The 23,222-nt window shown below is 60.7% G+C and carries 26 protein-coding genes; 12 read left to right on the top strand and 14 right to left on the bottom strand.

The features are described from left to right. Positions 1–6 precede the first annotated feature (6 nt). Complete coding sequence (locus AB3G88_RS07060) at positions 7–507, top strand: methylated-DNA--[protein]-cysteine S-methyltransferase (RefSeq protein ID WP_099587522.1); 501 nt, start codon at positions 7–9, stop codon at positions 505–507. Here AB3G88_RS07060 and AB3G88_RS07055 read toward each other — a convergent pair whose 3' ends face one another. Then, positions 508–1,422: a GNAT family N-acetyltransferase gene (locus AB3G88_RS07055; RefSeq protein ID WP_480453535.1), complete on the bottom strand. Its 915-nt coding sequence runs from the start codon at positions 1,420–1,422 to the stop codon at positions 508–510. Between the two features lie 45 nt (positions 1,423–1,467). Between AB3G88_RS07055 and AB3G88_RS07050 the strand changes: the two genes are divergently transcribed. Further along, the gene (locus AB3G88_RS07050; protein WP_099587524.1) at positions 1,468–1,893 is read left to right on the top strand and encodes a low affinity iron permease family protein; all 426 of its coding nucleotides are present in this window, start codon (positions 1,468–1,470) and stop codon (positions 1,891–1,893) included. Positions 1,894–1,947: 54 nt separating this feature from the next. Here the strand turns inward: AB3G88_RS07050 and AB3G88_RS07045 are convergent, their stop codons facing one another. The 3 genes from AB3G88_RS07045 to fos form a co-directional block, all read right to left on the bottom strand. Then, positions 1,948–2,475, bottom strand: coding sequence for a DUF4142 domain-containing protein (locus AB3G88_RS07045; protein WP_016975135.1), 528 nt, complete (start codon positions 2,473–2,475; stop codon positions 1,948–1,950). 118 nt (positions 2,476–2,593) lie between these two features. Further along, positions 2,594–3,235: a LysE family translocator gene (locus tag AB3G88_RS07040; RefSeq protein WP_099587525.1), complete on the bottom strand. Its 642-nt coding sequence runs from the start codon at positions 3,233–3,235 to the stop codon at positions 2,594–2,596. 54 nt (positions 3,236–3,289) lie between these two features. After that, entirely contained in the window at positions 3,290–3,700 is a 411-nt protein-coding gene (fos, locus tag AB3G88_RS07035) for a fosfomycin resistance glutathione transferase (RefSeq protein ID WP_480453534.1), read from the bottom strand. Positions 3,701–3,800: 100 nt separating this feature from the next. On the opposite strand from fos, the gene AB3G88_RS07030 reads away from it, so the two are divergent. Both AB3G88_RS07030 and AB3G88_RS07025 read left to right on the top strand, forming a co-directional pair. Beyond that, positions 3,801–4,040, top strand: a complete 240-nt coding sequence (locus tag AB3G88_RS07030) for a CopG family ribbon-helix-helix protein (RefSeq protein WP_112196918.1) — start codon at positions 3,801–3,803, stop codon at positions 4,038–4,040. Then, complete coding sequence (locus tag AB3G88_RS07025) at positions 4,030–4,314, top strand: type II toxin-antitoxin system RelE/ParE family toxin (RefSeq protein ID WP_480453533.1); 285 nt, start codon at positions 4,030–4,032, stop codon at positions 4,312–4,314. Before AB3G88_RS07030 ends, AB3G88_RS07025 begins: the two co-directional genes overlap by 11 nt. Before the next feature lie 10 nt (positions 4,315–4,324). On the opposite strand, the gene AB3G88_RS07020 is transcribed toward AB3G88_RS07025, so the two are convergent. Further along, positions 4,325–5,233 (bottom strand): LysR family transcriptional regulator, encoded by a 909-nt coding sequence (locus AB3G88_RS07020; protein WP_480453532.1) that lies wholly within the window; start codon positions 5,231–5,233, stop codon positions 4,325–4,327. Between the two features lie 77 nt (positions 5,234–5,310). Here AB3G88_RS07020 and AB3G88_RS07015 point away from each other — a divergent pair, with 77 nt between their 5' ends. Continuing rightward, entirely contained in the window at positions 5,311–5,796 is a 486-nt protein-coding gene (locus tag AB3G88_RS07015; protein ID WP_250925888.1) for a DMT family transporter, read from the top strand. 7 nt (positions 5,797–5,803) lie between these two features. Here the strand turns inward: AB3G88_RS07015 and AB3G88_RS07010 are convergent, their stop codons facing one another. The 6 genes from AB3G88_RS07010 to yiaY form a co-directional block, all read right to left on the bottom strand. Continuing rightward, positions 5,804–7,132, bottom strand: a complete 1,329-nt coding sequence (locus AB3G88_RS07010; protein WP_099587531.1) for an MFS transporter — start codon at positions 7,130–7,132, stop codon at positions 5,804–5,806. A 58-nt stretch (positions 7,133–7,190) separates the two neighbouring features. Then, positions 7,191–8,132: a hydroxymethylglutaryl-CoA lyase gene (locus tag AB3G88_RS07005; RefSeq protein WP_099587532.1), complete on the bottom strand. Its 942-nt coding sequence runs from the start codon at positions 8,130–8,132 to the stop codon at positions 7,191–7,193. Beyond that, entirely contained in the window at positions 8,129–9,322 is a 1,194-nt protein-coding gene (locus tag AB3G88_RS07000; RefSeq protein WP_400525563.1) for a CaiB/BaiF CoA transferase family protein, read from the bottom strand. Before AB3G88_RS07000 ends, AB3G88_RS07005 begins: the two co-directional genes overlap by 4 nt. Positions 9,323–9,424: 102 nt before the next feature. Beyond that, positions 9,425–10,378 (bottom strand): LysR family transcriptional regulator, encoded by a 954-nt coding sequence (locus AB3G88_RS06995; protein WP_099587534.1) that lies wholly within the window; start codon positions 10,376–10,378, stop codon positions 9,425–9,427. Further along, entirely contained in the window at positions 10,378–11,052 is a 675-nt protein-coding gene (locus AB3G88_RS06990) for an NAD(P)H-binding protein (RefSeq protein WP_480453531.1), read from the bottom strand. The genes AB3G88_RS06995 and AB3G88_RS06990 overlap by 1 nt, the downstream gene beginning before the upstream one ends. 85 nt (positions 11,053–11,137) lie before the next feature. Then, positions 11,138–12,286 (bottom strand): L-threonine dehydrogenase, encoded by a 1,149-nt coding sequence (gene yiaY / locus AB3G88_RS06985; RefSeq protein ID WP_158878949.1) that lies wholly within the window; start codon positions 12,284–12,286, stop codon positions 11,138–11,140. 124 nt (positions 12,287–12,410) lie between these two features. On the opposite strand from yiaY, the gene AB3G88_RS06980 reads away from it, so the two are divergent. Continuing rightward, complete coding sequence (locus AB3G88_RS06980; protein WP_480453530.1) at positions 12,411–13,427, top strand: DUF4917 family protein; 1,017 nt, start codon at positions 12,411–12,413, stop codon at positions 13,425–13,427. 19 nt (positions 13,428–13,446) lie between these two features. Here AB3G88_RS06980 and AB3G88_RS06975 read toward each other — a convergent pair whose 3' ends face one another. Continuing rightward, positions 13,447–13,974, bottom strand: coding sequence for a helix-turn-helix domain-containing protein (locus tag AB3G88_RS06975; RefSeq protein ID WP_099587538.1), 528 nt, complete (start codon positions 13,972–13,974; stop codon positions 13,447–13,449). A gap of 106 nt (positions 13,975–14,080) precedes the next feature. Between AB3G88_RS06975 and AB3G88_RS06970 the strand changes: the two genes are divergently transcribed. The 6 genes from AB3G88_RS06970 to AB3G88_RS06945 all read left to right on the top strand — a co-directional run bounded on the left by AB3G88_RS06970 (position 14,081) and on the right by AB3G88_RS06945 (position 21,110). Further along, entirely contained in the window at positions 14,081–14,863 is a 783-nt protein-coding gene (locus tag AB3G88_RS06970) for an aldolase (RefSeq protein ID WP_480453529.1), read from the top strand. Positions 14,864–14,891: 28 nt separating this feature from the next. After that, positions 14,892–15,764 (top strand): dihydrodipicolinate synthase family protein, encoded by an 873-nt coding sequence (locus AB3G88_RS06965; protein ID WP_480453528.1) that lies wholly within the window; start codon positions 14,892–14,894, stop codon positions 15,762–15,764. Positions 15,765–15,901: 137 nt separating this feature from the next. Then, positions 15,902–16,441, top strand: coding sequence for an RNA polymerase sigma factor (locus tag AB3G88_RS06960; RefSeq protein ID WP_112193983.1), 540 nt, complete (start codon positions 15,902–15,904; stop codon positions 16,439–16,441). Continuing rightward, positions 16,438–17,406: a FecR family protein gene (locus AB3G88_RS06955; protein WP_099587542.1), complete on the top strand. Its 969-nt coding sequence runs from the start codon at positions 16,438–16,440 to the stop codon at positions 17,404–17,406. Before AB3G88_RS06960 ends, AB3G88_RS06955 begins: the two co-directional genes overlap by 4 nt. Positions 17,407–17,534: 128 nt before the next feature. Further along, positions 17,535–20,108 (top strand): TonB-dependent receptor, encoded by a 2,574-nt coding sequence (locus AB3G88_RS06950; protein ID WP_480453527.1) that lies wholly within the window; start codon positions 17,535–17,537, stop codon positions 20,106–20,108. Between the two features lie 99 nt (positions 20,109–20,207). After that, a complete protein-coding gene (locus tag AB3G88_RS06945) occupies positions 20,208–21,110 on the top strand; it encodes a DMT family transporter (RefSeq protein ID WP_480453526.1) in 903 nt (300 codons plus the stop codon). Positions 21,111–21,213: 103 nt separating this feature from the next. Here the strand turns inward: AB3G88_RS06945 and AB3G88_RS06940 are convergent, their stop codons facing one another. After that, a complete protein-coding gene (locus AB3G88_RS06940) occupies positions 21,214–22,431 on the bottom strand; it encodes a class I SAM-dependent methyltransferase (RefSeq protein WP_480453525.1) in 1,218 nt (405 codons plus the stop codon). A 145-nt stretch (positions 22,432–22,576) separates the two neighbouring features. Further along, complete coding sequence (locus AB3G88_RS06935) at positions 22,577–23,194, bottom strand: TPM domain-containing protein (protein WP_400525542.1); 618 nt, start codon at positions 23,192–23,194, stop codon at positions 22,577–22,579. Positions 23,195–23,222 lie beyond the last annotated feature (28 nt).

Below are 23,222 nucleotides of genomic sequence, written 5' to 3'. Positions count from 1 at the left end.
CCGCTCATGGTGTACGAATACAAACTCATGCCCTCCCCCGTTGGCCAACTCACCCTGGTGGCGCGCAATGGCAAGCTCGGTGCAATCCTGTGGGAGACAGAACGCGCCAACCGCGTGCGCCTGGGCGAATTGCACGAAGCCAATGAAAGCCCCGTGCTATTGGAAACCGAGCGCCAGTTGCAGGAGTACTTCGCCGGCACGCGCAGCACCTTCGAGCTGGAACTGGATTTCAACGGCACCGCGTTCCAGAAGCAGGTCTGGCAGGCATTGCTGACCATCCCCTTCGGCGAAACCCGCAGCTACAGCCAGATCGCCCTACAGATCGGCAACCCCAACGCCGTGCGCGCCGTGGGTGCGGCCAATGGGCGTAATCCGATTTCAATCATCGCGCCGTGCCATCGGGTCATCGGTGCCTCGGGAACCTTGACCGGCTTTGCTGGAGGGCTTGAGGCCAAGCAGTATCTATTGACCCTTGAGAACCGCGGCCAGGTGAAAATGGCCTTCTGATCACGTGCCTGCGACCGCTCCACGGTTAAAGTACTGGTAATCGAACAACGGTTTGAAACCCAGCGTGCTGTACAACGAGCGCCCCGCCATCGACGCCTCTAGGAAGCATCGCTGGGCGCCCAGGTTCGAAGCGTGCAGCAGCGCAGCGTTAATCAATTGAGTGGCATGACCCCGCCCACGAAATTCCTTGATCGTGCCGACATCGTTAAGCCGTGCGACGCCATCACATAGCGACAACGTCAACGAACACGCCACCCTCTCCTCGACAGACAAAGTGAAGTGGTGAAGTGAATGACCGGCGTCCAGGGCACGCTGGTGCCGAGCCTGATAATGCGCCACCACCTCGGGCGGGACCGCGAACGCATTACCAATGGGAAGCGCCCAGTCATTCAAGTTCCGAGTCAGGCTAATCTGCGAAAAACGCTCACTTACCGAAGGCACCCGACGCGACAGTTCGAGCGCCATCGTGGTGGTCCTTTCGGCAGGCTGCAAGCCGAGTTCCGTCAGTGCCTCATGCACTCCCTCGACCTTTTCCTCATGAATCACCACCTGTATCGCCAGGCAGGTGCGGCGAATCAGACCCAGAGGCTCAGTCATTGCGTCACCCGACGGGCCGTTGCCCACGCGGATAAGCAACAGGTTCGACGGGTTGCAAAATAGGTCAGTGAAATAGGCAGTGATGCAGGCGCCATAGCGCCGACGTAACGGACAGGTCACGGTAAAAAAATGATCTTCAGTCCGGTAATAGAGCGTGGGCAAATCGCGGGTAGGAATAGCGCGCATGGGCAGTCCAGGCAAAAGCAAAGTCTTGCGCCCGCCACTGCTGGTCGATGTAAGCCCTTGCCTTGAAACCCGAAGAAAAAGCGCACCGTTTGGTTCATCAGCCAAGTTGTAAAAAGAAATTTCAAAGAGCACCTGCTGTCCATACGTTCATCACCCCTTCACTCCAGGAAAACGGTCATGAAATTCTCCACAGTCTCGCAATCCCTGTCCCGCTGGGCAGGCAGCCCCCGCACCTTCTACGCAGCGACCGCATTGATCCTGGCGTGGAGCCTGAGCGGGCCGTATTTCCACTACAACGACACCTGGCAGCTGATCATCAACACCTCGACCACCATCATCACCTTCCTGATGGTGTTCCTGATCCAGAACACCCAGAACCGCGACAACGATATCCTGCATATCAAGATCGACGAGCTGCTGCGCGTGTCCAAAGATGCACAGAACGCCGTACTCAGCCTGGACGGGCTGGACCGCAAAGAGCTGGAAAAACTGCGCCAGGAATACCGCAGCATTGGCAACGCCGGCACCTTGAACCTGAACAGCAGTTGCGGCCACGCTGCCGACGACGCGGCGCCCACTAAAACCGATCTGAACCAGGCATAAAAAAACGGCGGTTGGAGAGGATCCAACCGCCGTTTTTCAATTCAGGTGACGACCTTAACCGTCGCCTTGATGACCTTTGCCATAAGTCGACGCCAAGGCGCGGGCCTTCTGCAGGCGCTCTTCCAATTTTGGCAGTGTCTCATCGACCAACGCTTTTATTTCCGGTACATCCGACGCGGCGCCTTCCTGTTTGAACAGTGCAATAGCGTCTTCGTTTTCCTTGACCTGTTGTGCGGTATAGGCGGCGTCGAACGAGTCGCCGTCCTTGAGCTCGGGCATCAGGGTCTCGGCTTTGTCGACAATTTTCTCACGTGGCGCCACGGGCAGATCGAGCTTCTTGGCGATGGCTGCCAAGTGCTGATTGGCCAGGGTGCGCTCGTTGATCACCTCGATGGTGTAGTCCTTGATTTCCTGGGACGAGGTTTTCGCGTGGGCCATGCGGCTGGTCTCGATATCGGCCATTCCTTTGGCCGAGGCCTGCTCGATGAATTCAGCAGGCGACTGGGCGAAAGCATTGCTGGCGCCGAGGCCCAGCAGCATCGCGAAACTGGCGGTGCGTAACCGGATAGCCATGCGGCTCATGAGGGGTTCCTCCAGGGCAAAAATTAGGACGGGGAACACACCCCGCCCTGAATTCGAATTTTCAGGGCGGTAAAGGTTTAGAAAAAACTTGCCGACGCGACGAACGGTCGTCGACATGTCATGCCGGTTTGCTGGCGAACAGGCCTGGCACCGCATGGGCCAGCGCATTGATGGCGAAGCCGATAAACATCACGCCACAGAGCTTGGTGATGAGGACTTCATGACGCTGATACACCGTGCGTACACGTTGGGCGCCGACCACGCCGATCAGGATTGCATAGGCCAGCAGACCGCCAACGAAGCTCAGGAAGATCAGCGACGGCAGCATCGACCAGGTCAGCAACTCGGCGCGGCTGGACAGCAACGCAGTGAAGGTCGCGACCGCCACCGGGTAGGCTTTCGGATTGGTCAGGCCGAACACAATCCCGTGCCAGAACGGATGCCGCGCGGCGCCCTGAGGGTCGTCACTGCTGCGCCGTTGCGTGCGGATGGCCCGCCAGCCAAGCCAGAACAGATACAGGCCGCTGAGCACGCCCAGCACATCAAACGCAGTGCTGCCCACTTCCCGCGCACCGACAATGGCGATCAACGCGGTGCTGCACCACACCACATCGCCCAGCAGATGCCCGCACAGAAAACCTGCCCCGGCGCGGCGACCACGGGCGGCACCGATACCGAACACGGCCAACACGCCAGGGCCAGGTGTAATGCCATAGATAAAACCCGAGGCGAGTACGGCGAGCAGCAGGGATAGGGTCATGAAGGCGACTCTGAAAAAAGACTGTGAGTTGGATGGATTCTGTATGTTCCGGTGCTAGGGGTAAAACTCCATTCCTGGATAGGCCTTCTGTCGACAGGCCTGCAGACGCGATGCCAGATTACCTACATGGGCTTCGAGCTTGTGTCCATCGGGGTCAAGGAAGTAGAACGAGGCGCCTTCACTACGATTGTCGCGCCACTCCTGAACACCGGCAGCCCTCAAGCGCTCAACCAGTGCAGCGAAATCGCCCGCATCGGTGGTAAATGCAAAGTGGGTGTAATCAGGTGCAGGCGCCGAGACGCGCAGCGGGTCCAGAGACAAGCATAACCATAAACCCGGCAATGAGAGATAGGCGCCGTTGCTCCAAGTGGCATCAAGCCGAACCCCCAGCAGGTCATGGTAAAAGCACAGGCTGCGGTGCAAATCAGTGACAGCCAACGTTAGGTGATTGAGTCCTGTAAGCATGAAGATGTCCTAGACCATAATGACTCTGACGAACGGTGCAAACTGCAAGCATGATGACAAGGTAGTATGTTTCACTACACATCACTACATCGAGATATATATGTCTGTTATGTCCCTACGCATACCGGAAGAAATCGCCGATACGCTTGCCAGTCTTGCCAAGGCCACCGGGCGCAGCAAATCCTTTCTCGCAGTTGATGCGTTACGCGAATACTTGACGCGCGAAGCCTGGCAAATTGAAGAAATTCAAAAAGCCCTCAAAGAAGCTGATGCGGGTGACTTCGCAACGGCAGCAGAGGTAAAAGCTATCGCCGACAAATGGCGCAACAATGCAGGTTGAGTGGCTGAGGGTAGCCCTCAGGAACCTTGACGACGAAACGGCCTTCATTGCCGAAGAAAATCCCAAAGCGGCCTATGAGTTCGTCCAGGCAATTTTGAGCGGCCTTGAGAACATCGCGCAATTTCCCGCAATGGGGAAAGAGGGCCGAGTATCCGGTACTCGCGAATGGGTGGTGCCTCGATGGCCTTATATCGTTCCCTACCGCATTCGAGAGGGGCGGTTGCAGGTCATGCGGATTTTCCATACCCGTCGTCAGCCACCCGCGTCTTGGTAGCGATCCTTATTCAGTCTTGTAAAACTCTGCGCACCTGCCCCATCAACCACTGCATCCCCGAATCCCCTCCCCGCCGCGCATGCCACGCCAGCTCAAACGCAAACGATGGAATATGAAACGGCGGCGCTACGGCCAATAAGTGCGGATGCTCGACAGCGCGCAAGCCCCGCGACGATACGGTCAGGATCAGGTCCGTGCCCTCGATCAATTGCGGCGCCACGCCCCAATGCGGCAGGCTGATCGCCACATGCCGCCGCTGACGAATCGCCGTCAGCGCGCGTTCGATTTCCGGCGTGCCGCTGCCGCGCATTTCCAGCAGCACGTGGGGGCGCGAGAGGTAGGTGGGCAGGTCGAGTGTGCCGTCCGGCGGCAGGCTGTTACGGTCCACCAGGCAGGTGTAGTGCTCTTCGAACAAGGGCGTGGTGCGCAGTTCGGCGGGCATGTCGGGGAACACACCTGCGGCCAGGTCAAGGTCGCCATTGAGCACACCGTCGACCATGCCTTCACGGCTGGCCTGGATGACTTGCAGGTCGATGCCCGGCGCCTCACGACGCAGAACGCGGACCAATCCCGGTAGGAAAATCGCCGCGCTGTAGTCCGACATCGCCACACGAAACCGGCGCTTGGCCGACGTCGGATCAAAACAATTCGGCGCCAGCAACGCCTGCACCTGGGCCAGGGCTTCGGCCAGCGGTGCGGCCAATTCCAACGCACGCGCAGTGGGCACCAGCGCGCCGCCATGGCGCACCAGCAACGGATCCCCCAACACATCCCGCAACCGCGCCAGCGCATGGCTGACCGCCGGCTGGCTCAGGTGCAGCCGCTCGGCGGCGCGGGTAACGTGTTGCTCGCTGAGCAAGGCGTCGAGGATCACCAACAGGTTGAGGTCGATGCGGCGCAGATCATTCATCAGCTGCATATCCAGCATAAGAACTAGGAATTTAAATTTGCGCGACGAATAGCCTAGAGTCCAGCAAAACCTCTGGGAGATACCAAATGACAACGTTGCAATGGCTGGGTTTATTGGCGCTGGCGGTAATCGCCGGGGCGGTGGTGCCGTTTCAGAGTGCAATCAATGCCAACCTCGGGCGCGGGCTGGGCCATCCATTGTGGGCCACCCTGGCATCGCTGCTGGTGAGCATTATCGTGCTGCTGCCGGTGATCATCGCCCTGCGCCTGCCCTTGCCGAGCCTGGCATTCATTACCCAGGCGCCGTTATGGATGTGGGCCGGTGGCGCGTTTGGCGTGTGCTTTATTTCCCTGGCGCTGATGCTGCTGCCCAAGCTGGGTGCATCCGGGTTCATTGCCCTGGCGTTGGCGGGGCAACTGATTGCATCGCTGCTGCTCGACCACTTCGGGCTGTTTGGCCTGGTGGAGCGTCAACTGACAACGCCCCGGGTGCTTGGGGCGTTGTTGTTGATAGGTGGGGTGGCGCTGATTCAATTCGGCGGCGCACCAGCCAAAGCCCTGGCTGCCGCGTGAAATACCGTCAGCGCTTGTCGGACGTACGCAGCTTGTGTGGCAAACCCCACAGCAACAGTGCTGCGGCAATCAAGGCGCACACAGCGATGACATAAAGCGCCGGCGTGGTACTGCCCGTGATGTCCTTGATGCGCCCCACCATGACCGGGCTGACGATGCCGCCCAACTGCCCCAACGTGTTGATCAGCGCAATCCCGCCAGCCGCCCCGGCACCCGCGCCCGCCAGCAGTTTGGGCGGCAGGGTCCAGAAAGTCGGGATCGACGCGATAATCCCCGCGCCCAGCAGGCCCAGGGCGATGATCAGGAACGTGGTGTGGTTATCAAAGATCCCTGCACAGAAGAACCCTACCGCGCCCAACGCCACCAGCCCGCTGACGAACTTGCGCCGCTCACCCGTGGCATCCGACCAACGCCCCACAAGGACCATGGTGATCGCCCCGCAGATGTAAGGAATGGCCGTCAGCAAGCCAATCACCACCGGGCTTTCGACCCCCGCACTGCGGATCAATTGCGGAGCCCAGAAGTTGAGGCCGTAGGACGCCACCTGAATCAGAAAGTAGATCAGCCCCAGCATCAGGAAACCCGGAATGCGCAGGGCCTGGAGCAACGAGCCTTTCTTGTGCACTTCGTGCACGGCGATACGGCTGGACAGCAAGGTTTTTTCCTCGGCGCTCAGCCAAGGTGCATCTTCGATGCGATCCTTGAATTGCGTCAGCACCATCCACGCCAGCCCTATACACGGCAAGCCGCCAAGCAGGAACAACCAGTGCCAGCCGCGCATCTGCAGCACGCCGTCCAAGTGCTCCAGCACCAGGCCGGAGAACGGCGCGCCCACCAGCCCGGCGAACGCAGAGGCCAGGAACAGCAAGGAAGTAATCCGCCCACGGAAATCCTGGGGGAACCACAGCGTCAGGTAGTACAGCACGCCTGGGGCAAACCCGGCCTCCATCGCGCCGATCACAAAGCGCAGTGCATAGAACTGCCATTCGGCCGTGACAAATACCATGGCCGCCGTAGCCAGGCCCCAGGACACCATGATCCGCGCAATCCAGCGGCGCGCACCGACCTTGTAGAGCATCATGTTGCTCGGCACTTCGAAGATCACGTAACCGATCACGAACAGCCCCGCGCCCAGGCCATAGGCGGTGTTGCTCAGGCCCAGGTCGGCTTGCAGTTGGAACTTGGCGAAGCTGATGTTGATACGGTCAAAAAACGCAAACAGGTAGCAGACCATGATCAGTGGCATCAGGCGCCAGGCGACCTTCTTGACCACGGCTTTGATGGGATCGACTTCACCGGCCGGGCGCGCGCCGGCCTCTAACGTATTAGTGCTCATTGTGCTTCTCCAGCGGACTGCTCACAGGCGTCCGATTGTTTTTGTTGTCTGGCAGGCGTTACAACGTGGCGATGTAAGCCGGGGGTGGATGCAAATCACCATTGCGCCCGGCCTTGGCCAGTTGACCGGGCAACTCATGGCCCAACAGCGCCGGCAGGCGCCGGGACATGTCCAGCAGGTGCGCCAAGTCGATCCCGGTGTGAATCCCGACTTCCTCACACAGGTTGACCAGGTCTTCGGTACAGATATTGCCCGAGGCCCCCGGCGCAAACGGGCAGCCGCCAAGGCCGCCAAGCGCCGCATCAAAACGACGGGCACCGGCCTCGTATGCGGCCAGTACATTGCACAACCCCAGGCCGCGGGTGTTGTGGAAATGCAGCGTCAGGTCACTGGCGGGAATGCGCTCCAGCACGCGCTTGACCAGGCGTTGCACCTGACGGGGGTTGGCCATGCCGGTGGTGTCAGCCAGGCTGATGCCCTGAATGCCCAACTTGCGATAGGCGTCAACGATCTGCAGCACGCGGTCTTCGTCGACCTTGCCTTCGAACGGGCAACCAAAGGTGGTGGCGATACTGCCGTTGAGGCGCACCGGATGCTCGGCGGCAAAGCTGACGATGTCGGCAAATGCTGCCAACGATGCTTCGCAGCGCATGCGCATATTGGCCAGGTTGTGGGTCTGGCTGGCGGACATCACCAGGTTCAGCTCATCGGCGCGAGACGCGATGGCGCGCTCGGCGCCCTTGAGGTTGGGGATCAGCGCCACGTAGATCACACCGGCTTTGCGCTCGATACCCTGAAACACCAGCTCGCCATCGCGCAGCGCAGGGATAGCCTTGGGTGAAACGAACGAACCGGCCTCGATCCGCGAAAAACCGGCAAGTGACAACCGGTCAATCAGCGCGATCTTATCGGCGGTCTCGACCCAGGTCGGTTCGATCTGCAAGCCATCGCGCGGGGACACTTCCTGCACGATCAGCGGGTCGGAATAATCAGTGATCATTGCACCACTCCGGTGGTTTTCAGGCGTTGAATATCGGCGCCGGTGAGGCCCAGCCCGGTGAGAATGTCGTCAGTGTGCTGGCCCAGGGCCGGGCCCGACCAATTTACACCGCCGGGGGTTTGCGAGAGTTTGGGCACAATGCCCGGCATCTTCACCGAAACGCCGCCAGGCAGCTCGGCGTCGAGCAGCATGTCACGTGCCTGGTAGTGAGGGTCGCTGACTATATCCGCCACCGAATAGATACGCCCGGCCGGTACTTGCGCCGCTTCCAGGGCGCTGAGCACCTGCTCGATGGGCAGGCTGCTGGTCCAGTGGGTAATCGCCGCATCCAGCAGGCCGCTCTGCGCCGCACGCCCATCGTTGTGGGCAAACTCGGGGGCTTCGGCCAGGTCGATACGGCCGATGGTGGTCATCAGCCGCTTGTAGATCGGGTCACTGTTGCCGGCAATCACCACATAGGCGCCATCGGCGGTGAGGTAGGTATTGGACGGTGCAATGCCGGGCAAGGCCCCGCCGCTGCGTTCGCGCACATGACCGAGCATGTCGTATTCCGGCACGAGGCTTTCCATCAGGTTGAACACGCTTTCAGCCAGGGACACGTCGACAATCTGCCCATCGCCCTGGCCGGTCTTGACCCGCAGCAACGACATCAAGGTGCCGATCACTGCGTGCAGGGACGCGAGGGAATCGCCCAGGCTCACCCCCACTCGCGCCGGTGGCGAATCCGGGTTGCCCGTGGTGTAGCGAATGCCGCCCATGGCCTCGCCGATAGCGCCGAAACCCGGACGGTCGCGGTAAGGGCCAGTCTGGCCGTAGCCGGAGATGCGCACCAGGGTCAGCTTGGGGTTGAGTGCGTGCAGCACGTCCCAACCCAGGCCGAGTTTTTCCAGGCCGCCGGGGCGCAGGTTTTCGATGAGCACGTCGGCGTCGCCAAGCAGTTGCTTGATCAGGCCCAGGCCTTGCGTGGACTTGAGGTCCAGCGCCAACGACTTCTTGTTGCGTGATTGCAGGTACCACCACAGCGACGTGCCGTTGTGCAGCTTTCGCCATTTACGAAGCGGATCGCCCTGGCCGAGGGATTCGATCTTGATCACCTCGGCGCCAAACTCGGCCATCAACCGTGCGGCGAACGGCGCGGCAATCAAGGTACCGATCTCGATCACCTTGATACCGCTCAGGGGAGCCATCATGGGGTGTACCTCTTATTCTTGGAATGTGGACCAAGGCTAGAGGACAGGGGCGGGAGAAATCCAACCGTCAGTTGGCAAGGAGCGTTCGCGAAAAGCGAACGCTCAGCGAATTTTCCGTAGGACCAGGCTGGCAGGCTGCTCCAGGGAAGGCATCGAGAGACTCAGGTAATCGAACAACAGCCGACTCACTGGCGACAATTGCGCTTCGTCGCGCACCACCAGGATCAAACGGCGATCAGACCAACTGTCCGTCAACGGCACCGCGTGCAAACCCAGTGCGCGCCCAAACAATTCGTAGGCCTTGTGCGGCAGGATACCGATGCCCATATTGGCCTGGACCATCCGGCACATCGCATCAAAGCCCGGCACATGGATACGCAGGCGCAGCATCTTGCCGGCCTCACGCGCAGCGGCGTGGGTACGCATGTTGATTGAGCTCGCGGCGTGCAGGCCGACGTAGTCGCTGTCCAGGGTTTCGGCGAACGCCACGCTCTGGCGCGCTCCCAACGGATGATCCGCCGGCATCAGCACCACCAGTTTGTCGAGCCGATAGGTCACGCTGGGCAAGCCTTTGGTGTCTGTGTCGCACGAGCAGATACCCAGGTCCGCGACGCCGTCCAGCACGCCCTGCACCACGCCGGTACTGGGGCGCTCTTCCAGATCGGTTTTCACTTCGGGATGCAGCTCGGAAAAATCGCGCAAATCTTCAGGAAGGAACTGAATGATCGCCGAAAGATTGGCCAACATCCGCACATAACCGCGCACACCGTGGCTGTGTTCGCCCAGTTCCAGGCCCATCTTCTCGACGTTGAACAGCATCTGCCGTGCATGGTGCAACAGCGTTTCGCCAGCGGCCGTCAGGTCCATGCCCTTGGCCCGGCGCACAAACAGGCTTACGCCCAACACGTGCTCCAGTTCCATCAGGCGCTTGCTGGCGGCCGATACCGCAATGGCCTCACGGGCAGCGGCACGGGTCAAAGTGCCTTCTTCGAACACCGCGACAAACAGCTGCAGGGTGATCAGGTCCAGGCGACGCACCAGGCTCTTGTGCAACATCAGCGACGCTCGGCAGCCAGACGGTGGATCCCGCCCTGCTCTACCACCGCTTGCGGCGCGCCGTGGTTCACCGCCTGCAACATCGCCCGCCCAACGGTCTCGGTACTCACCACCCAGCTCGGTTTGACCCGGCGCACAAACGAGAGCACAGGCCCCAGCACGGAATAAAAGGCCTGGTACAACGGCGTCTTCGAGCGCACACCGTGCAACGGCTGGATAATCCCCGGCCGGAACAGGTACACCGCCTTGAACGGCAAGCGCAGCAAGGCGTTCTCGGTCTTGCCCTTGACCCGCGCCCACATCGACTTGCCCGCCTCGGAGCTGTCGGTACCGGCGCCGGACACATAGATAAACGTCATCTGCGGATTGAGCCGCGCCAAGGTGCTGGCAGCGACGAGAGTCAAGTCATAGGTGAGATGGGTGTACCTGGTTTCATTCATGCCGGCCGAAGACACGCCGAGGCAGAAGAAGCACGCATCAAAGCCTTGCAGCAGGTTTTCCAGGGGCTGGAAATCCAGCATGTCACCGTGCAATACCTGATGCAGCTTGCCGTGTTCCTGGGTCAGTGGCGTGCGGCCAACGGCGACGATTTCCTGCACGTCGGCAGCCAACAGGCATTCACGCAGAACACCCTGGCCGACCATGCCGGTGGCGCCGAATAACAGAACTCTCATAAGGGGACCTCAGCGGCAAGCCGCAAGCTCAAGTTAAACGCATTCGACTTGTAGCTTAACGCTTGCCGCTTGCCACTGCCCCTATTCAAAACGCGCTGCGAAAAATCTCCTCAATCTGACGCTGATCCGCGCGCCGTGGGTTGGTCAGTCCACACGCATCCTTCAACGCATTGGCCGCCAGCAGCGGAATGTCCTGCAACTTGGCGCCCAGTTCACGCAGGCCGGCGGGAATTTCAACGTCCTGGGCCAGGCTGCGGATGGCGGCGATGGCGGCTTGGGCGCCCTCTTCTGCGGTGATGCCCTTGATCTCGGCACCCAGTGCGCGGCCCACGTCGCTCAAGCGTTTGGCGCTGACGCTGGCGTTGAAGCTTTGCACATGGGGCAGCAGCACCGCATTGCACACGCCGTGGGGCAGGTCGTAGAAACCGCCCAACTGGTGGGCCATGGCGTGCACAAAGCCCAGGGATGCGTTGTTGAAGGCCATGCCGGCGAGGAACTGCGCGTAAGCCATGTTTTCCCGCGCGACCTTATCGCTGCCGTCGCGTACGGCCAAGCGCAAGTTGGCGCTGATCAGTTCGATGGCCTTGATCGCGCAGGCATCGGTGATCGGCGTGGCGGCGGTGGAGACGTAGGCTTCGATGGCGTGGGTCAGGGCGTCCATGCCGGTGGCGGCGGTGAGCCCCTTGGGCATGCCGACCATCAGCGATGGGTCGTTGACCGACAGCAGCGGCGTGACGTTGCGGTCAACGATGGCCATTTTCACGTGGCGGGTTTCGTCGGTGATGATGCAAAAGCGCGTCATCTCGCTGGCAGTGCCGGCGGTGGTGTTGATGGCGACCAGCGGCAGTTGTGGCTTGGCCGACTGATCGACGCCTTCGTAGTCGCCGATATGCCCGCCGTTGGTGGCACACAGGGCAATCCCCTTGGCGCAGTCATGGGGCGAGCCGCCGCCCAGCGACACCACAAAATCACACGCACTGTGCTGCAACAACGCCAGGCCTTTCTCAACGTTTTCCACGTTGGGGTTGGGCTTGGCGCCGTCGTAGATCACCGAGTCAATGTCCTGCATCGCCAGTTTTTCGGCGATCATGCTGGCCACGCCCGCCTTGGCCAGGCCGGCGTCGGTGACGATGAGCGCCTTGCGAAAACCGTAATTGCGGATGGCGTTCATGGCTTCGTCGAGGCAATCGGTGCCCATGATGTTGACGGCAGGAATGAAGAAGGTGCTGCTCATGGCGAATCCTCGGATAACGTTTATGCCTACAGCATCGACCTCACTGGCCTGCGGCATCTTGATCAGGATCAACGCCCGCTCGTGATAAAGTCACCGCCCAGCCGATTTCGAGTAGCCCGCCGCAATGAAGGATTTCCAGAATATTGACGCCCACCTTGAAGACTGGAGCGCCCTGCGCAGCGCCATCGACTTCACTGGGATTCTGATCGGCAACGGCGCGAGTCGTACGATTTGGGAAGACTTTGCCTACGACTCGCTGTTTGAAAACGCCCGCACCGTCGAAGAAAAACCCCTGAGCCCCTCTGAACTCAGCGTGTTCGACGCCCTGCAAACCCGCAGTTTCGAGCAAGCCCTGGGCGCGCTGAAAACCACCAGCCGGGTCAACAAGGCGTTGGCAGTCAGCTCGGCGGCACCGCGCAATCGCTACTACGCGATCAAGGAAGCGTTGATCAACACCATCCACGCGGTGCATATCCCGTGGCGCCTGGTGCAGCCATCGACACTGGCAGCGATCAATACGGAACTGGCCGGTTATGCCACTGTGTTTACCAGTAACTACGATCTGCTCAACTACTGGGCGATCCTGCACACGCCGGGCATCGATGACCTGTTTCGCAACGCCGACGCCAGCTTCGACCTGCGCGACACCCGCACCGACGCCACACGCATCCTGTACCTGCACGGCGGCCTGCACCTGGTGCGCAACCTCGACGGCACTGCGCGCAAACTGCCGACGACCGACAGCACCTTGCTCAGCAGCTTTGCCATCAACAACACGATCAAGACCCTGGACGATGTGCCGCTGTTTGTCAGCGAAGGCAAGATGGAGGAGAAGCTCAAGACCATCCGCAGTTCGGATTACCTGTCGTTCTGCTATGAGCAATTGCTGACTCATGAGGGCGCGCTGTGCATCTTCGGGCACGGTCTGGGGCCGCAGGATCAGCACTTGGTGGACGCGATTCGCCAGGCCAATGTGAGCACGCTGGCGATCTCGGTGTCGGGCCGCAGTGAAGGGTTTATCCGCCAGCAGAAGCGGCGGTATTCCGAGTTGTTTGATGGCAGCGGTGTGGCGCTGAAGTTTTTTTCGGCGCGCACGCATCCGTTGGGGAATGCAGCACTGTCCGTCCCTGTCGAACGCTGATCAAAAATTCGGATCGTGATTATTCTTCCGCGCTGTGCACCACCACCAGCAACTGCGCCTGCACGTCCCCCACCGAACGAAGCCGGTGCGGCTTTTGCGCGTTGAAGTGCAACGCATCGCCTCGCTGCAAAATCACCCGTTCGTTCATGAAGTCCACCTCTACCGCGCCTTCATGCACGAACAGAAACTCCTCCCCCAGATGCTCCTTGAAGGTCTTGTCGCTGAACTCCGCCGGCGGATAAATGATGAACGGCAGCAAGCTGCGCTCGCTGACTTGATGGGCCAGCACCGCGTAACCCGGCGTGGTATCGGGCCGCTCGTGACTGCGCACCAGGCTGTAGCTGTCGAGGCTGACGCGATCCTCGCTGAACAATTCCTCGACGTTCACGTTCAACGCCTTGGCCAGTTTCAACGCGGCGGCAATGGACGGCGTGTTGAGCCCGCGCTCGACCTTGGACAGGTAACTCTTGGTCATCCCGGATTTTTCAGCCAGGGCCTCCAAGGTCACGCCAAGTTTTTTCCTTAATAATTTCAAACGGATAGACATGCGCTGCGGGTAATCCATGCAGAAAACGATAAGCTGTGCTTGCTAATGACACAAAGTGTCATATAGCATCCTTAGTGTCATTTGCTCTAACCCAAAGGACACCGATATGGCCAAGACATTAGCACTCCCCAAAGACCAACTGGTCAAGCACGCACTGAATCAGATGCAAAACAGCCTGGCGGATAATACGTGGACCGACCGGCAAAAGCTGGCGCTCACCTGCCGCATCCTGTTCGAGAACGGCCACGACTCCGGCCTGGCCGGGCAGATCACCGCACGCGGCCCCACGCCAGGCACCTATTACACCCAACCATTGGGCCTGGGTTTTGATGAGATCACCGCCAGCAACCTGTTGCTGGTGAACGAGGACCTTGAAGTGCTGGAAGGTCACGGCATCCCCAACCCGGCCAACCGTTTCCACAGCTGGGTGTACCGTGGCCGGCCGGATGTGAACTGCATCATCCACACGCACCCCACCCATATCGCGGCGTTGTCGATGCTCGAAGTGCCGCTGCAGGTGTCCCACATGGACCTTTGCCCGCTGTACGAAGACTGCGCCTTCCTGGAAGCCTGGCCAGGCGTGCCGGTGGGCAATGAGGAAGGCGATATCATCACCACGGCGCTCGGCGACAAGCGCGCGATTTTGCTCTCGCACCACGGTCAACTGTCCACCGGGGCGAGTATCGAGGAGGCCTGCGTAATCGCCCAGTTGATCGAGCGCGCCGCCAAATTGCAGCTGCTGGCGATGGCGGCGGGCACTATCAAGCCGATCCTGCCAGCGCTGGGCCGCGAGGCCCATGACTGGATTTCCCGACCCAAGCGCCATGGCGCCACGTTCAACTATTACGCCCGCCGGAACCTGCGCCAACACGCCGATTGCCTGAACTGACCCGCCCCTCTCAGACCGGAGACTATCCATGTCCAGCCCCACTCTTCACGGCATCATCGGCTACACCATCACACCGTTCAGCGCTGACGGTCAAAGCATCGACCTCGGCGCCCTCGGCCGCTCCATCGACCGTCTGATCGACAGCGGCGTGCATGCCATTGCGCCACTGGGCAGCACCGGCGAAGGCGCGTATCTAAGCGATGCCGAGTGGGACGAAGTCAGCGCCTACAGCCTCGCAAAAATCGCCCGGCGCGTGCCGACCATTGTCAGCGTGTCCGACCTGACCACCGCCAAGGCTGTGCGCCGCGCCCGTTACGCCGAAGCCAACGGCGCCGACGTAGTGATGGTGCTGCCGGCCTCATACTGGAAACTCAGCGAGTCGGAAATTCTCGCCCACTACGCGGCGATCGGCGACAGCGTCGGTGTGCCGATCATGCTCTACAACAACCCGGCCACCAGTGGCACGGACATGTCGGTGGAACTGATCCTGCGCATCCTCAAGCAGGTCGAGAACGTGACCATGGTCAAGGAAAGCACCGGGGATATTCAGCGTATGCACCAGTTGCATCGTCACAGTGATGTGCCGTTCTACAACGGCTGCAACCCGCTTGCGCTGGAAGCCTTCGCGGCGGGCGCCAAGGGTTGGTGCACGGCGGCGCCGAACCTGATCCCGCAGCTCAACCTGGATTTGTATAACGCTGTATTGGCCAATGACCTGACCCTCGCACGTGAACTGTTTTATCGTCAGTTGCCGCTGCTGGAATTTATCCTCAAGGGCGGGTTGCCGGCGACGATCAAGGCTGGGCTGCGGTTGACCGGATTGGAGGTGGGTGATCCGCGGTTGCCGGTGTTCCCCTTGGGTGAAGCGGGGATTGAACAGCTGACGACGCTGCTGCGCTGACGCGGCGATCCAGTGTGGGGCGGGGCCGCCCTCCCACATTTTAAATAGAGTAGATCCTTCAAATAGAGACAAATGACAATAGTTCTCGATATCATTCACGACTTTTCCCACGTCGTGCTTCGTCAAGAAGGATATCCATGTCTCGTCCCAAGCCCGACCCGGTGTCGGCCGATGCCTTTCGCGCGTTTTATACGGATATTCTGTATTTCCTGCGTAAACGCACGGACAACGCCAGCGACGCGGCGGACATGACCCAGGATGTCTTTACCCAATGGCTGGACTACCGCGACCGCGCCAAGGTCGAGCAGCCCCGAGCGTTTCTGTTCCAGATGGCACGCAACCTTCTGCGTGATCACTGGCGCAAACAGAAGGTACGACACACCGTCCATCAAGATCAGGCCGCCATGGACGTCGAACCTGTCACCGACGAGCAAAACGATCCCATGGCCGCCGCGCAACGCTTGCAACGCCTGGAACAGTTGAAAGAAGTCCTCGCCGAACTCTCGCCCCGCAGGCGAGAAGCCCTTATGCTGCACCGCTTCGAAGGCCTGAGCCAGGCGCAGATTGCAGAACGCATGGGCATTTCGACCAGCATGGTGGAAAAGCACATCGCCTTTGCCCTGCTGCATTGCAAGCGACGCCTTCAAAACGACCCCGGCACGGAGCAGCCAGAATGAACCGCCTGAGCGACACCGACGACCTGGATATCGACGATAGCGACGCCATCGACGCCCAGGCCGCCAGCTGGTTTGCGCGCAACCGCAACGACACCGACCGCGCCGACCGCCGGGCGTTTGCCGCCTGGGTGGCCGAACCGGCCCATGCCCGCGCCTATGCCGAATTCGAGCAACTGTGGGCGGACCTGGCCCAGTTGCAGCAACTGAACAAACCCGTGGCGCTGCCCAAGCGCAAACCATCGGTATGGCGCCCTGCGCTGGCGGTGGCCGCCGCATTGCTGTGCGCGGTGCTGGCCACGCATATCGGCGCGCCGCGTGAGCTCTATCACACCCAGGTCGCTGCCCATGCCAAGGGCATGCGCACCGTGAATCTGCCGGATGGCAGTACGTTGTACGTGAATGCCAATACTCAACTGCGCGTGGACTTCAATGCGCACCAACGCATCGTGCACCTGGACAAGGGCCAGTTGTACATCGAGGTGGCTGCCGACAAGGAGCGCCCGCTGTTCGTGCAGGCCGGCGAGGCCACTGTGCGGGTGGTCGGCACCGGCTTTGACGTGCGACGCAGCCAGCAGCAACTGGTGGTCAGCGTCGCCCACGGCCAGGTCGCGTTCGAACCGGACACCAAAAGCCCCGTCACCCTGCTCGGCGCCCGGCAACGCGCCAGCTATAGCTACACCAAAGGCACCTTGCAGCAGCAAACCCTCACGGCTGAAGAAGTGGCCGACTGGCGCAGCGGGCACTTGTCGTTTCGCAACCGCGAACTGGTCAGCCTGATCGATGAACTGAGCCTGTACCGCCCCCAGGCGCCGTTGCAGGTGAGCAACGCCGTGGCCCACCTGACAGTGTCGGGCAATCTTGATGTGAATGACCCCGACGCCCTGCTCAATGCCCTGCCCGCCCTGCTGCCGGTGAAAACCGTGGCGTCGGCCGATGGCATTGTGCGAATAGAACCGAGCAAGTAAACCAGCCAAAACCCCACTTGAGAATATTTTGCATTCGCAGGTGTGGTTTTTTTTGCCAGCCCCGTCTTCCTCCGGTCTGCGTTTGATACGCACGCATTTTCGGCCATTTGGCCACACTGGGGGATTTCATGTTTCGCGCGCCTTGCCACGCTACGCATCTGTTTCTGCGACCAACCCTTATTGCCAGCTGCCTGGCCTTCAGCCTCAGTGCCCAGGCCGAGTCGCTCACGCTGCAACTGCCCGCCCAGTCGCTGGCCACCTCCCTGAGTCAGGTGGCGCAGCAGGCGAAAATCCAGTTGCTGTTCGACGAAACGCTGCTCAAGAACGTGCAGGCACCGGCGCTCAACGGTGATTTCACCCCGGAAGTGGCGATTCGCACCCTGCTGAAAAACGCTGTGTTTACCTTGATCAAGGTGGGCAGTACCTACGTGGTCAAGCCCGAAGAGGCCAGGACCACCAGCAGCGGCGCCGTGCAACTGGATGCCCTGAGCGTGATCGGCACTGGCACCCAGGTCGACTCCAGCACCGTCGGCCGCTCTACCATGAAGCAGGCGGATATCGACCGCTTTCAGCCCAACAACGTCCCCGCGCTGCTGCAAAACCTGCCGGGTGTATTTATGGGTGGCTCGTCCAAGCCCGGAGGCCAGACCATCAATATCCGTGGCATGGGTGAGGCCGAAGACGTGCCGATGTCGGTGGATGGCGCCACCAAAAGCGGCTTTGAGCGATATCAGCAAGGCACCGTGTTTATCGAGCCTGAGCTGATCAAGAGCGTCGAGGTGGAAAAAGGCCCCTACTCGGCCTTCACCGGCAACGGTGGCTTCGGCGGCTCGATCATCATGGAGACCAAAGATGCTCCCGACATGCTGGAGGACGGCCGCAACGCCGGCGCCATGCTCAAGTATGGCTACGCCAGCAACGATCACGAGCAGGTCTACAGCTCGGCCGTTTACGGGCGCACCGACGATGGCCGCTTCGACGCTCTCGCCTACCTGACCCAGCGCGATGGGGGTGACATGAAGCTGGCCGGCACGCCGCCGGATCCCCGCAATGAGTACCCGATCAATCCCAAGCGCCTGCCCAACAGCGCACAGAATGTGGACGGTAAGTTGTTCAAGCTCAACGCCCACTTCACTGATGAACACAGCGCAGGCTTGTCGTACTCGCGCTCCAACAGCCGGCGCTGGACGCCATTCTCGGCCAAAAGCTATCCCACCCCGCCGCTGCAGTCGGCGATTGACCGCTATGGCTACGAGGGTGCATTGAAACGCTTCCTCGCCAATCGGGAAACCATCGATACCACGTACTCGGGCAAGTACCTCTACCAGCCGCTGGACAACCCGCTGATCGACATGAAGCTCAGCTATTCGGTGTCTCATACCGACCAGACCGATGAGCGCAACGCCGATGCGTCGTTCTCCCTGGCCACGGGTGGGCGCAAGATGGACACCGCCTACGGCGACAAGATTCTGGAACTGCGCAACATCAGCCTGTTCAGCACCGGCCCGCTGGAACATGCCGTGACCAGCGGCGTGCAGATTCGCAAGCATAAGCGTGAAACCGAAAGCTGGATGCCCGGCGCAACCTACAACACCGCCAAGTACAACTACGGCCACTTCCAGCCGTACTTCATGCCCCATGGCAAAGTCGACACCAACGCGTTCTACCTGCAGGACGCCGTGACCCTCGGCGACGTGACCATCACCCCCTCCCTGCGCTATGACCACGTGCGCAACCGTGGCGAAGCCAACGACGCGCCGTACTACAGCAACCCCGATCCCTCCATCGGGCATGACTACAGCGACCGCACCTACACCGGTTGGTCACCCCGCCTGGCGGCCTATTGGAACATCACGCCGGACGTGGCGATGTTCGCCAGTTGGAACAAAACCTGGCGCGCCCCGGTGATCGACGAACAGTACGAAGTCCAGGGCTTGGGCAGCCGCACGTCCACCAGCCTTAATCTCAACCCGGAGCGCATCACCGCCATAACCGCGGGCAACGTCACCAATTTCTCCAACCTCATCGGCCGTGACGACAACCTGCAACTGCGTGCGACGCTGTTCCACAACCGCATCGAAGACGAGATTTTCAAGGCAACGGGCATCGGCTGTGACCGTCAGAACACCGCAGTGGGGGGCATCGACCGCGTCTGCACCAGCGCCGACATGGCCGCCAAGACCAACTACCGCAACGTCGGTGGCATGACGATCAAGGGTTTTGAGCTTGAGGCCTACTACGACTCGACCTATCTGTTCGGCTCGGTGAGTTACTCCTACGCTACCGGCAAACGCGACAACCCCTACACCAACCCGTGGGCCACCGACATCCACGTCTGGGCCCGGGACATTCCACCAGCCAAATGGGTGTTGATGATGGGCAACAAGATCCCCGCCTGGAACGCCCAATTCGGCTGGACGGCGCAGTTCGTGCGCAAGACCGACCGCCTGCCCAGCGATAAATACTCAAGCGCCTTGAACAGCTCGGTGGGCGACACGTTCTATGACCAATACCCCAACCCGTCCTACGGCAGCATGGGCCTGTTCGCCAATTGGAAACCCCAACAGGCCGGCCTCAAAGGCACCGAAGTCAACTTCACTGTCGACAACCTGCTTAACAACAACTACCGGCCGGCACTCAGCGGCGACCGTGCCTACAGCGAAGGGCGCAACGCCAAGATCAGCGTCACACGCTTCTTCTAAAACTGTACGGATAATTCCGTACCCAGCTGTAGGCCCGCATTCGGCGGGGGTTGTGGCTAGATGGGCTTCCCTTGAAGCCCTCTGGATTTCGGTACCCCCATGAGATCGCGTGAAAACACCGGCATGGCCCTCGGCCTGCTGGGCGTCATCATCTTCAGCCTGACCCTGCCCTTCACCCGTATCGTGGTGCAGGAGATCCACCCGCTGCTCAACGGTCTGGGCCGTGCCTTGTTCGCGGCGGTCCCGGCGGCGGCGCTGTTGCTGTGGCGTCGCGAGCGCTGGCCCACCTGGCGCCAAGTGCGCGGGCTGTGCCTGGTGATCGCGGGCGTCATTCTTGGCTTTCCGGTGCTGTCGGCCTGGGCCATGCAAACCCTGCCGGCGTCCCATGGCGCGCTGGTCAACGGCCTGCAACCGCTGTGCGTGGCGCTGTATGCGGCGTGGCTGTCCCACGAGCGACCGTCCAAAGCCTTCTGGGCCTGCGCCGCATTGGGCAGTGCGTTGGTATTGAGTTATGCGTTGATCACCGGCGCCGGCAGTATCCAGGCGGGTGATTTGCTGATGCTCGGCGCGATTGCCGTGGGTGGCCTGGGGTATGCCGAAGGCGGCCGGTTGGCCAAGGAGATGGGCGGCTGGCAGGTGATCTGCTGGGCGTTGGTGCTGTCGACGCCGGTGTTGATCGGGCCGGTGTGGTACCTGGCGGCGCAACATCAAGGCGCGATTTCCATGCACACCTGGTGGGCGTTTGGCTATGTGTCGCTGTTCTCGCAGTTCCTGGGGTTCTTTGCCTGGTACGCCGGGTTGGCCATGGGCGGTATTGCGCGGGTCAGCCAGATCCAACTGTTGCAGATCTTCTTCACCATCGCGTTTTCGGCGTTGTTCTTTGGGGAACATATCGAGCCGATTACGTGGGTGTTTGCGTGCGGGGTGATTGTGACGGTGATGCTGGGGCGCAGGACATCCGTGCAACCGGCCCCAGTCGTCAAGCCTGCAACCTCGTCGTAGCAGCTGCCGAGCTTTGGCGAGACTGCGTCTGCGGCGTGCCTGACACACCGCTACGCAGCCTCGCCAGGGCTCGGCAGCTGCTACGGGGGTTGTGTAGAGACGGCTACTTCAGGTAGCCGTCGGCGCGCAGCAGGGTTTCCAGGCAGTGTTCGGTGATCTGGTAGAACGCCTTCAACTGCTGAATCTTCTCCAGCAACTGCGCATTGTCCACCGGCTCCGCGCGCTTGACCGCGAGGATCATCTTGTTCTTGTTGGTGTGGTCCAGGGAGATGAACTCAAACACCTTGGTCTCGTAACCACAGGCTTCAAGGAACAATGCGCGCAAACTGTCAGTGACCATTTCCGCCTGCTGGCCCAGGTGCAAACCGTATTGCAGCATCGGCTTGAGCAGCACCGGGCTCTGGATCTGCAAGCGGATCTGCTTATGGCAGCACGGCGAACACATGATGATCGACGCGCCGGAGCGGATGCCGGTGTGGATCGCATAGTCGGTGGCAATATCGCACGCGTGCAGCGCGATCATCACGTCCAGTTCGCTCGGCGCCACGCTGCGTACATCGCCGCATTTGAACACCAGCCCCGGGTGTTCCAGGCGTGCGGCAGCGGTGTTGCACAGGGTCACCATGTCTTCGCGCAGTTCCACACCGGTAACTTCACCTTCGGCCTGGAGGGTGTTGCGCAGGTAATCGTGGATCGCAAACGTGAGGTAGCCCTTGCCCGAACCGAAGTCGGCAACGCGCACCGGTTGGTCCAGCCTGAGCGGTGACGAGGTCAGCGCATGGCTGAACACTTCAATGAACTTGTTGATCTGCTTCCACTTGCGCGACATCGATGGGATCAGCGCCTGCCTGGCGTCGGTCACGCCCAGGTCGGCGAGAAACGGCCGGCTCAGATCGAGGAAGCGATGCTTCTCGCGGTTGTGCTCGGCCGAAGGTGCCTCACGCAGTTGCTGGGGCTTGCTTTTGAACAGCGAGCTTTTGTTCTTCTTGCTGTATTCCAACTGGGCTTCGTCGGTCAGCGACAGCAAATGCGCGTTCTTGAACGAGGCCGGCAGCAGCTCGGCAATCGCCGCCACGCCATCGGCCAGCGGGAAATTCTTGGTGATGTCGCGGGTCTTGTAGCGGTAGACGAAGGACAGGCACGCCTGCTCCTTGACCGTCACGGGCTTGATGATCAGCCGTTGCAGCTCGGCTTCCTCACCAACGTACTTGGCCAGCACCAGCTTGATAAAGGCGTTCTGCGCGAGGCTCGTGTCCAGCAGTTCGATGAACTGGGCGTGATGATCCGGCGCGGGGCTGGCAGGTTGAGCGGTGACGGACATGAACAAAAACGCCTCGGGCTAAGAATGCCGGGCATTTTAGGGGGGATAGAGGTTTAGGGCACGGGGTTATTTGACCAGTGGTCAACACAGATCCAAATGTGGGAGGGCAAGCCCCTTCCCACATTGTTGTTCAGCGGCGCTTGGGTTATTCGAGTACGACCAGACGGTTGGGCAGTTCATTCCGGGCTTGCGTCACCGGTACATGCACCTTCAACAACTCGCCACACGCTTCGATACAGGAGATGAACCCGGCCAACGTCTGCCCCTGCTTCACGTGCTGGGTAAACGTCTTGACGATGGCATCCCAACTGCTGTCATCCAGGCGTTTGGAAATGCCGTCATCCACCAGGATTTCCACGTAACGCTCGGCCTCACAGACAAAAATCAGCACACCGGTACTGCCCAACGTGTGGTGCAGGTTCTGCTCCAGAAACTGCCGGCGCGCCAGGTTGGACGCCCGCCAGTGGCGCACCGAGCGCGGAATCAGCCGCGTGGTCACCTTGGGCAAACGAAACACCAGGCACAGCACAATGAAGGTCAGCCACTGGGCCACTAACAAGGTGTACATGGTCAGGTAGCCCGACAGGTAATGCACCACACCCGGCACCACCAAGGCGATCAGGCTGGCCCACAACAACGGGATGTAGGCGTAATCGTCGGCACGCGCGGCCAGCACGGTGACCAGCTCGGCGTCGGTCTGTTGCTCGACCCGGGCAATCGCCTCGGCGACTTGGCGTTGCTCGTGTTCAGTCAGTAATGCCATGGTTGTACATGCTCTTTTCTAGTTATTG

The organism is Pseudomonas arvensis, assembly GCF_056688935.1.
Note: the sequence above shows the minus strand (reverse complement) of the source record. Positions and strands in the feature narration are given on the sequence as shown.

What these genes read in the sequence shown, in the direction of transcription:
- AB3G88_RS07060 (WP_099587522.1), top strand. Translation starts at nt 7, where the DNA reads ATGGTGTACGAATACAAACTCATGCCCTCCCCCGTTGGCCAACTCACC.
- AB3G88_RS07050 (WP_099587524.1), top strand. Translation starts at nt 1,468, where the DNA reads ATGAAATTCTCCACAGTCTCGCAATCCCTGTCCCGCTGGGCAGGCAGC.
- AB3G88_RS07045 (WP_016975135.1), bottom strand. Translation starts at nt 2,475, where the DNA reads ATGAGCCGCATGGCTATCCGGTTACGCACCGCCAGTTTCGCGATGCTG.
- AB3G88_RS07040 (WP_099587525.1), bottom strand. Translation starts at nt 3,235, where the DNA reads ATGACCCTATCCCTGCTGCTCGCCGTACTCGCCTCGGGTTTTATCTAT.
- fos (WP_480453534.1), bottom strand. Translation starts at nt 3,700, where the DNA reads ATGCTTACAGGACTCAATCACCTAACGTTGGCTGTCACTGATTTGCAC.
- AB3G88_RS07030 (WP_112196918.1), top strand. Translation starts at nt 3,801, where the DNA reads ATGTCTGTTATGTCCCTACGCATACCGGAAGAAATCGCCGATACGCTT.
- AB3G88_RS07025 (WP_480453533.1), top strand. Translation starts at nt 4,030, where the DNA reads ATGCAGGTTGAGTGGCTGAGGGTAGCCCTCAGGAACCTTGACGACGAA.
- AB3G88_RS07020 (WP_480453532.1), bottom strand. Translation starts at nt 5,233, where the DNA reads ATGCAGCTGATGAATGATCTGCGCCGCATCGACCTCAACCTGTTGGTG.
- AB3G88_RS07015 (WP_250925888.1), top strand. Translation starts at nt 5,311, where the DNA reads ATGACAACGTTGCAATGGCTGGGTTTATTGGCGCTGGCGGTAATCGCC.
- AB3G88_RS07010 (WP_099587531.1), bottom strand. Translation starts at nt 7,132, where the DNA reads ATGAGCACTAATACGTTAGAGGCCGGCGCGCGCCCGGCCGGTGAAGTC.
- AB3G88_RS07005 (WP_099587532.1), bottom strand. Translation starts at nt 8,132, where the DNA reads ATGATCACTGATTATTCCGACCCGCTGATCGTGCAGGAAGTGTCCCCG.
- AB3G88_RS07000 (WP_400525563.1), bottom strand. Translation starts at nt 9,322, where the DNA reads ATGATGGCTCCCCTGAGCGGTATCAAGGTGATCGAGATCGGTACCTTG.
- AB3G88_RS06995 (WP_099587534.1), bottom strand. Translation starts at nt 10,378, where the DNA reads ATGTTGCACAAGAGCCTGGTGCGTCGCCTGGACCTGATCACCCTGCAG.
- AB3G88_RS06990 (WP_480453531.1), bottom strand. Translation starts at nt 11,052, where the DNA reads ATGAGAGTTCTGTTATTCGGCGCCACCGGCATGGTCGGCCAGGGTGTT.
- yiaY (WP_158878949.1), bottom strand. Translation starts at nt 12,286, where the DNA reads ATGAGCAGCACCTTCTTCATTCCTGCCGTCAACATCATGGGCACCGAT.
- AB3G88_RS06980 (WP_480453530.1), top strand. Translation starts at nt 12,411, where the DNA reads ATGAAGGATTTCCAGAATATTGACGCCCACCTTGAAGACTGGAGCGCC.
- AB3G88_RS06975 (WP_099587538.1), bottom strand. Translation starts at nt 13,974, where the DNA reads ATGTCTATCCGTTTGAAATTATTAAGGAAAAAACTTGGCGTGACCTTG.
- AB3G88_RS06970 (WP_480453529.1), top strand. Translation starts at nt 14,081, where the DNA reads ATGGCCAAGACATTAGCACTCCCCAAAGACCAACTGGTCAAGCACGCA.
- AB3G88_RS06965 (WP_480453528.1), top strand. Translation starts at nt 14,892, where the DNA reads ATGTCCAGCCCCACTCTTCACGGCATCATCGGCTACACCATCACACCG.
- AB3G88_RS06960 (WP_112193983.1), top strand. Translation starts at nt 15,902, where the DNA reads ATGTCTCGTCCCAAGCCCGACCCGGTGTCGGCCGATGCCTTTCGCGCG.
- AB3G88_RS06955 (WP_099587542.1), top strand. Translation starts at nt 16,438, where the DNA reads ATGAACCGCCTGAGCGACACCGACGACCTGGATATCGACGATAGCGAC.
- AB3G88_RS06950 (WP_480453527.1), top strand. Translation starts at nt 17,535, where the DNA reads ATGTTTCGCGCGCCTTGCCACGCTACGCATCTGTTTCTGCGACCAACC.
- AB3G88_RS06945 (WP_480453526.1), top strand. Translation starts at nt 20,208, where the DNA reads ATGAGATCGCGTGAAAACACCGGCATGGCCCTCGGCCTGCTGGGCGTC.
- AB3G88_RS06940 (WP_480453525.1), bottom strand. Translation starts at nt 22,431, where the DNA reads ATGTCCGTCACCGCTCAACCTGCCAGCCCCGCGCCGGATCATCACGCC.
- AB3G88_RS06935 (WP_400525542.1), bottom strand. Translation starts at nt 23,194, where the DNA reads ATGGCATTACTGACTGAACACGAGCAACGCCAAGTCGCCGAGGCGATT.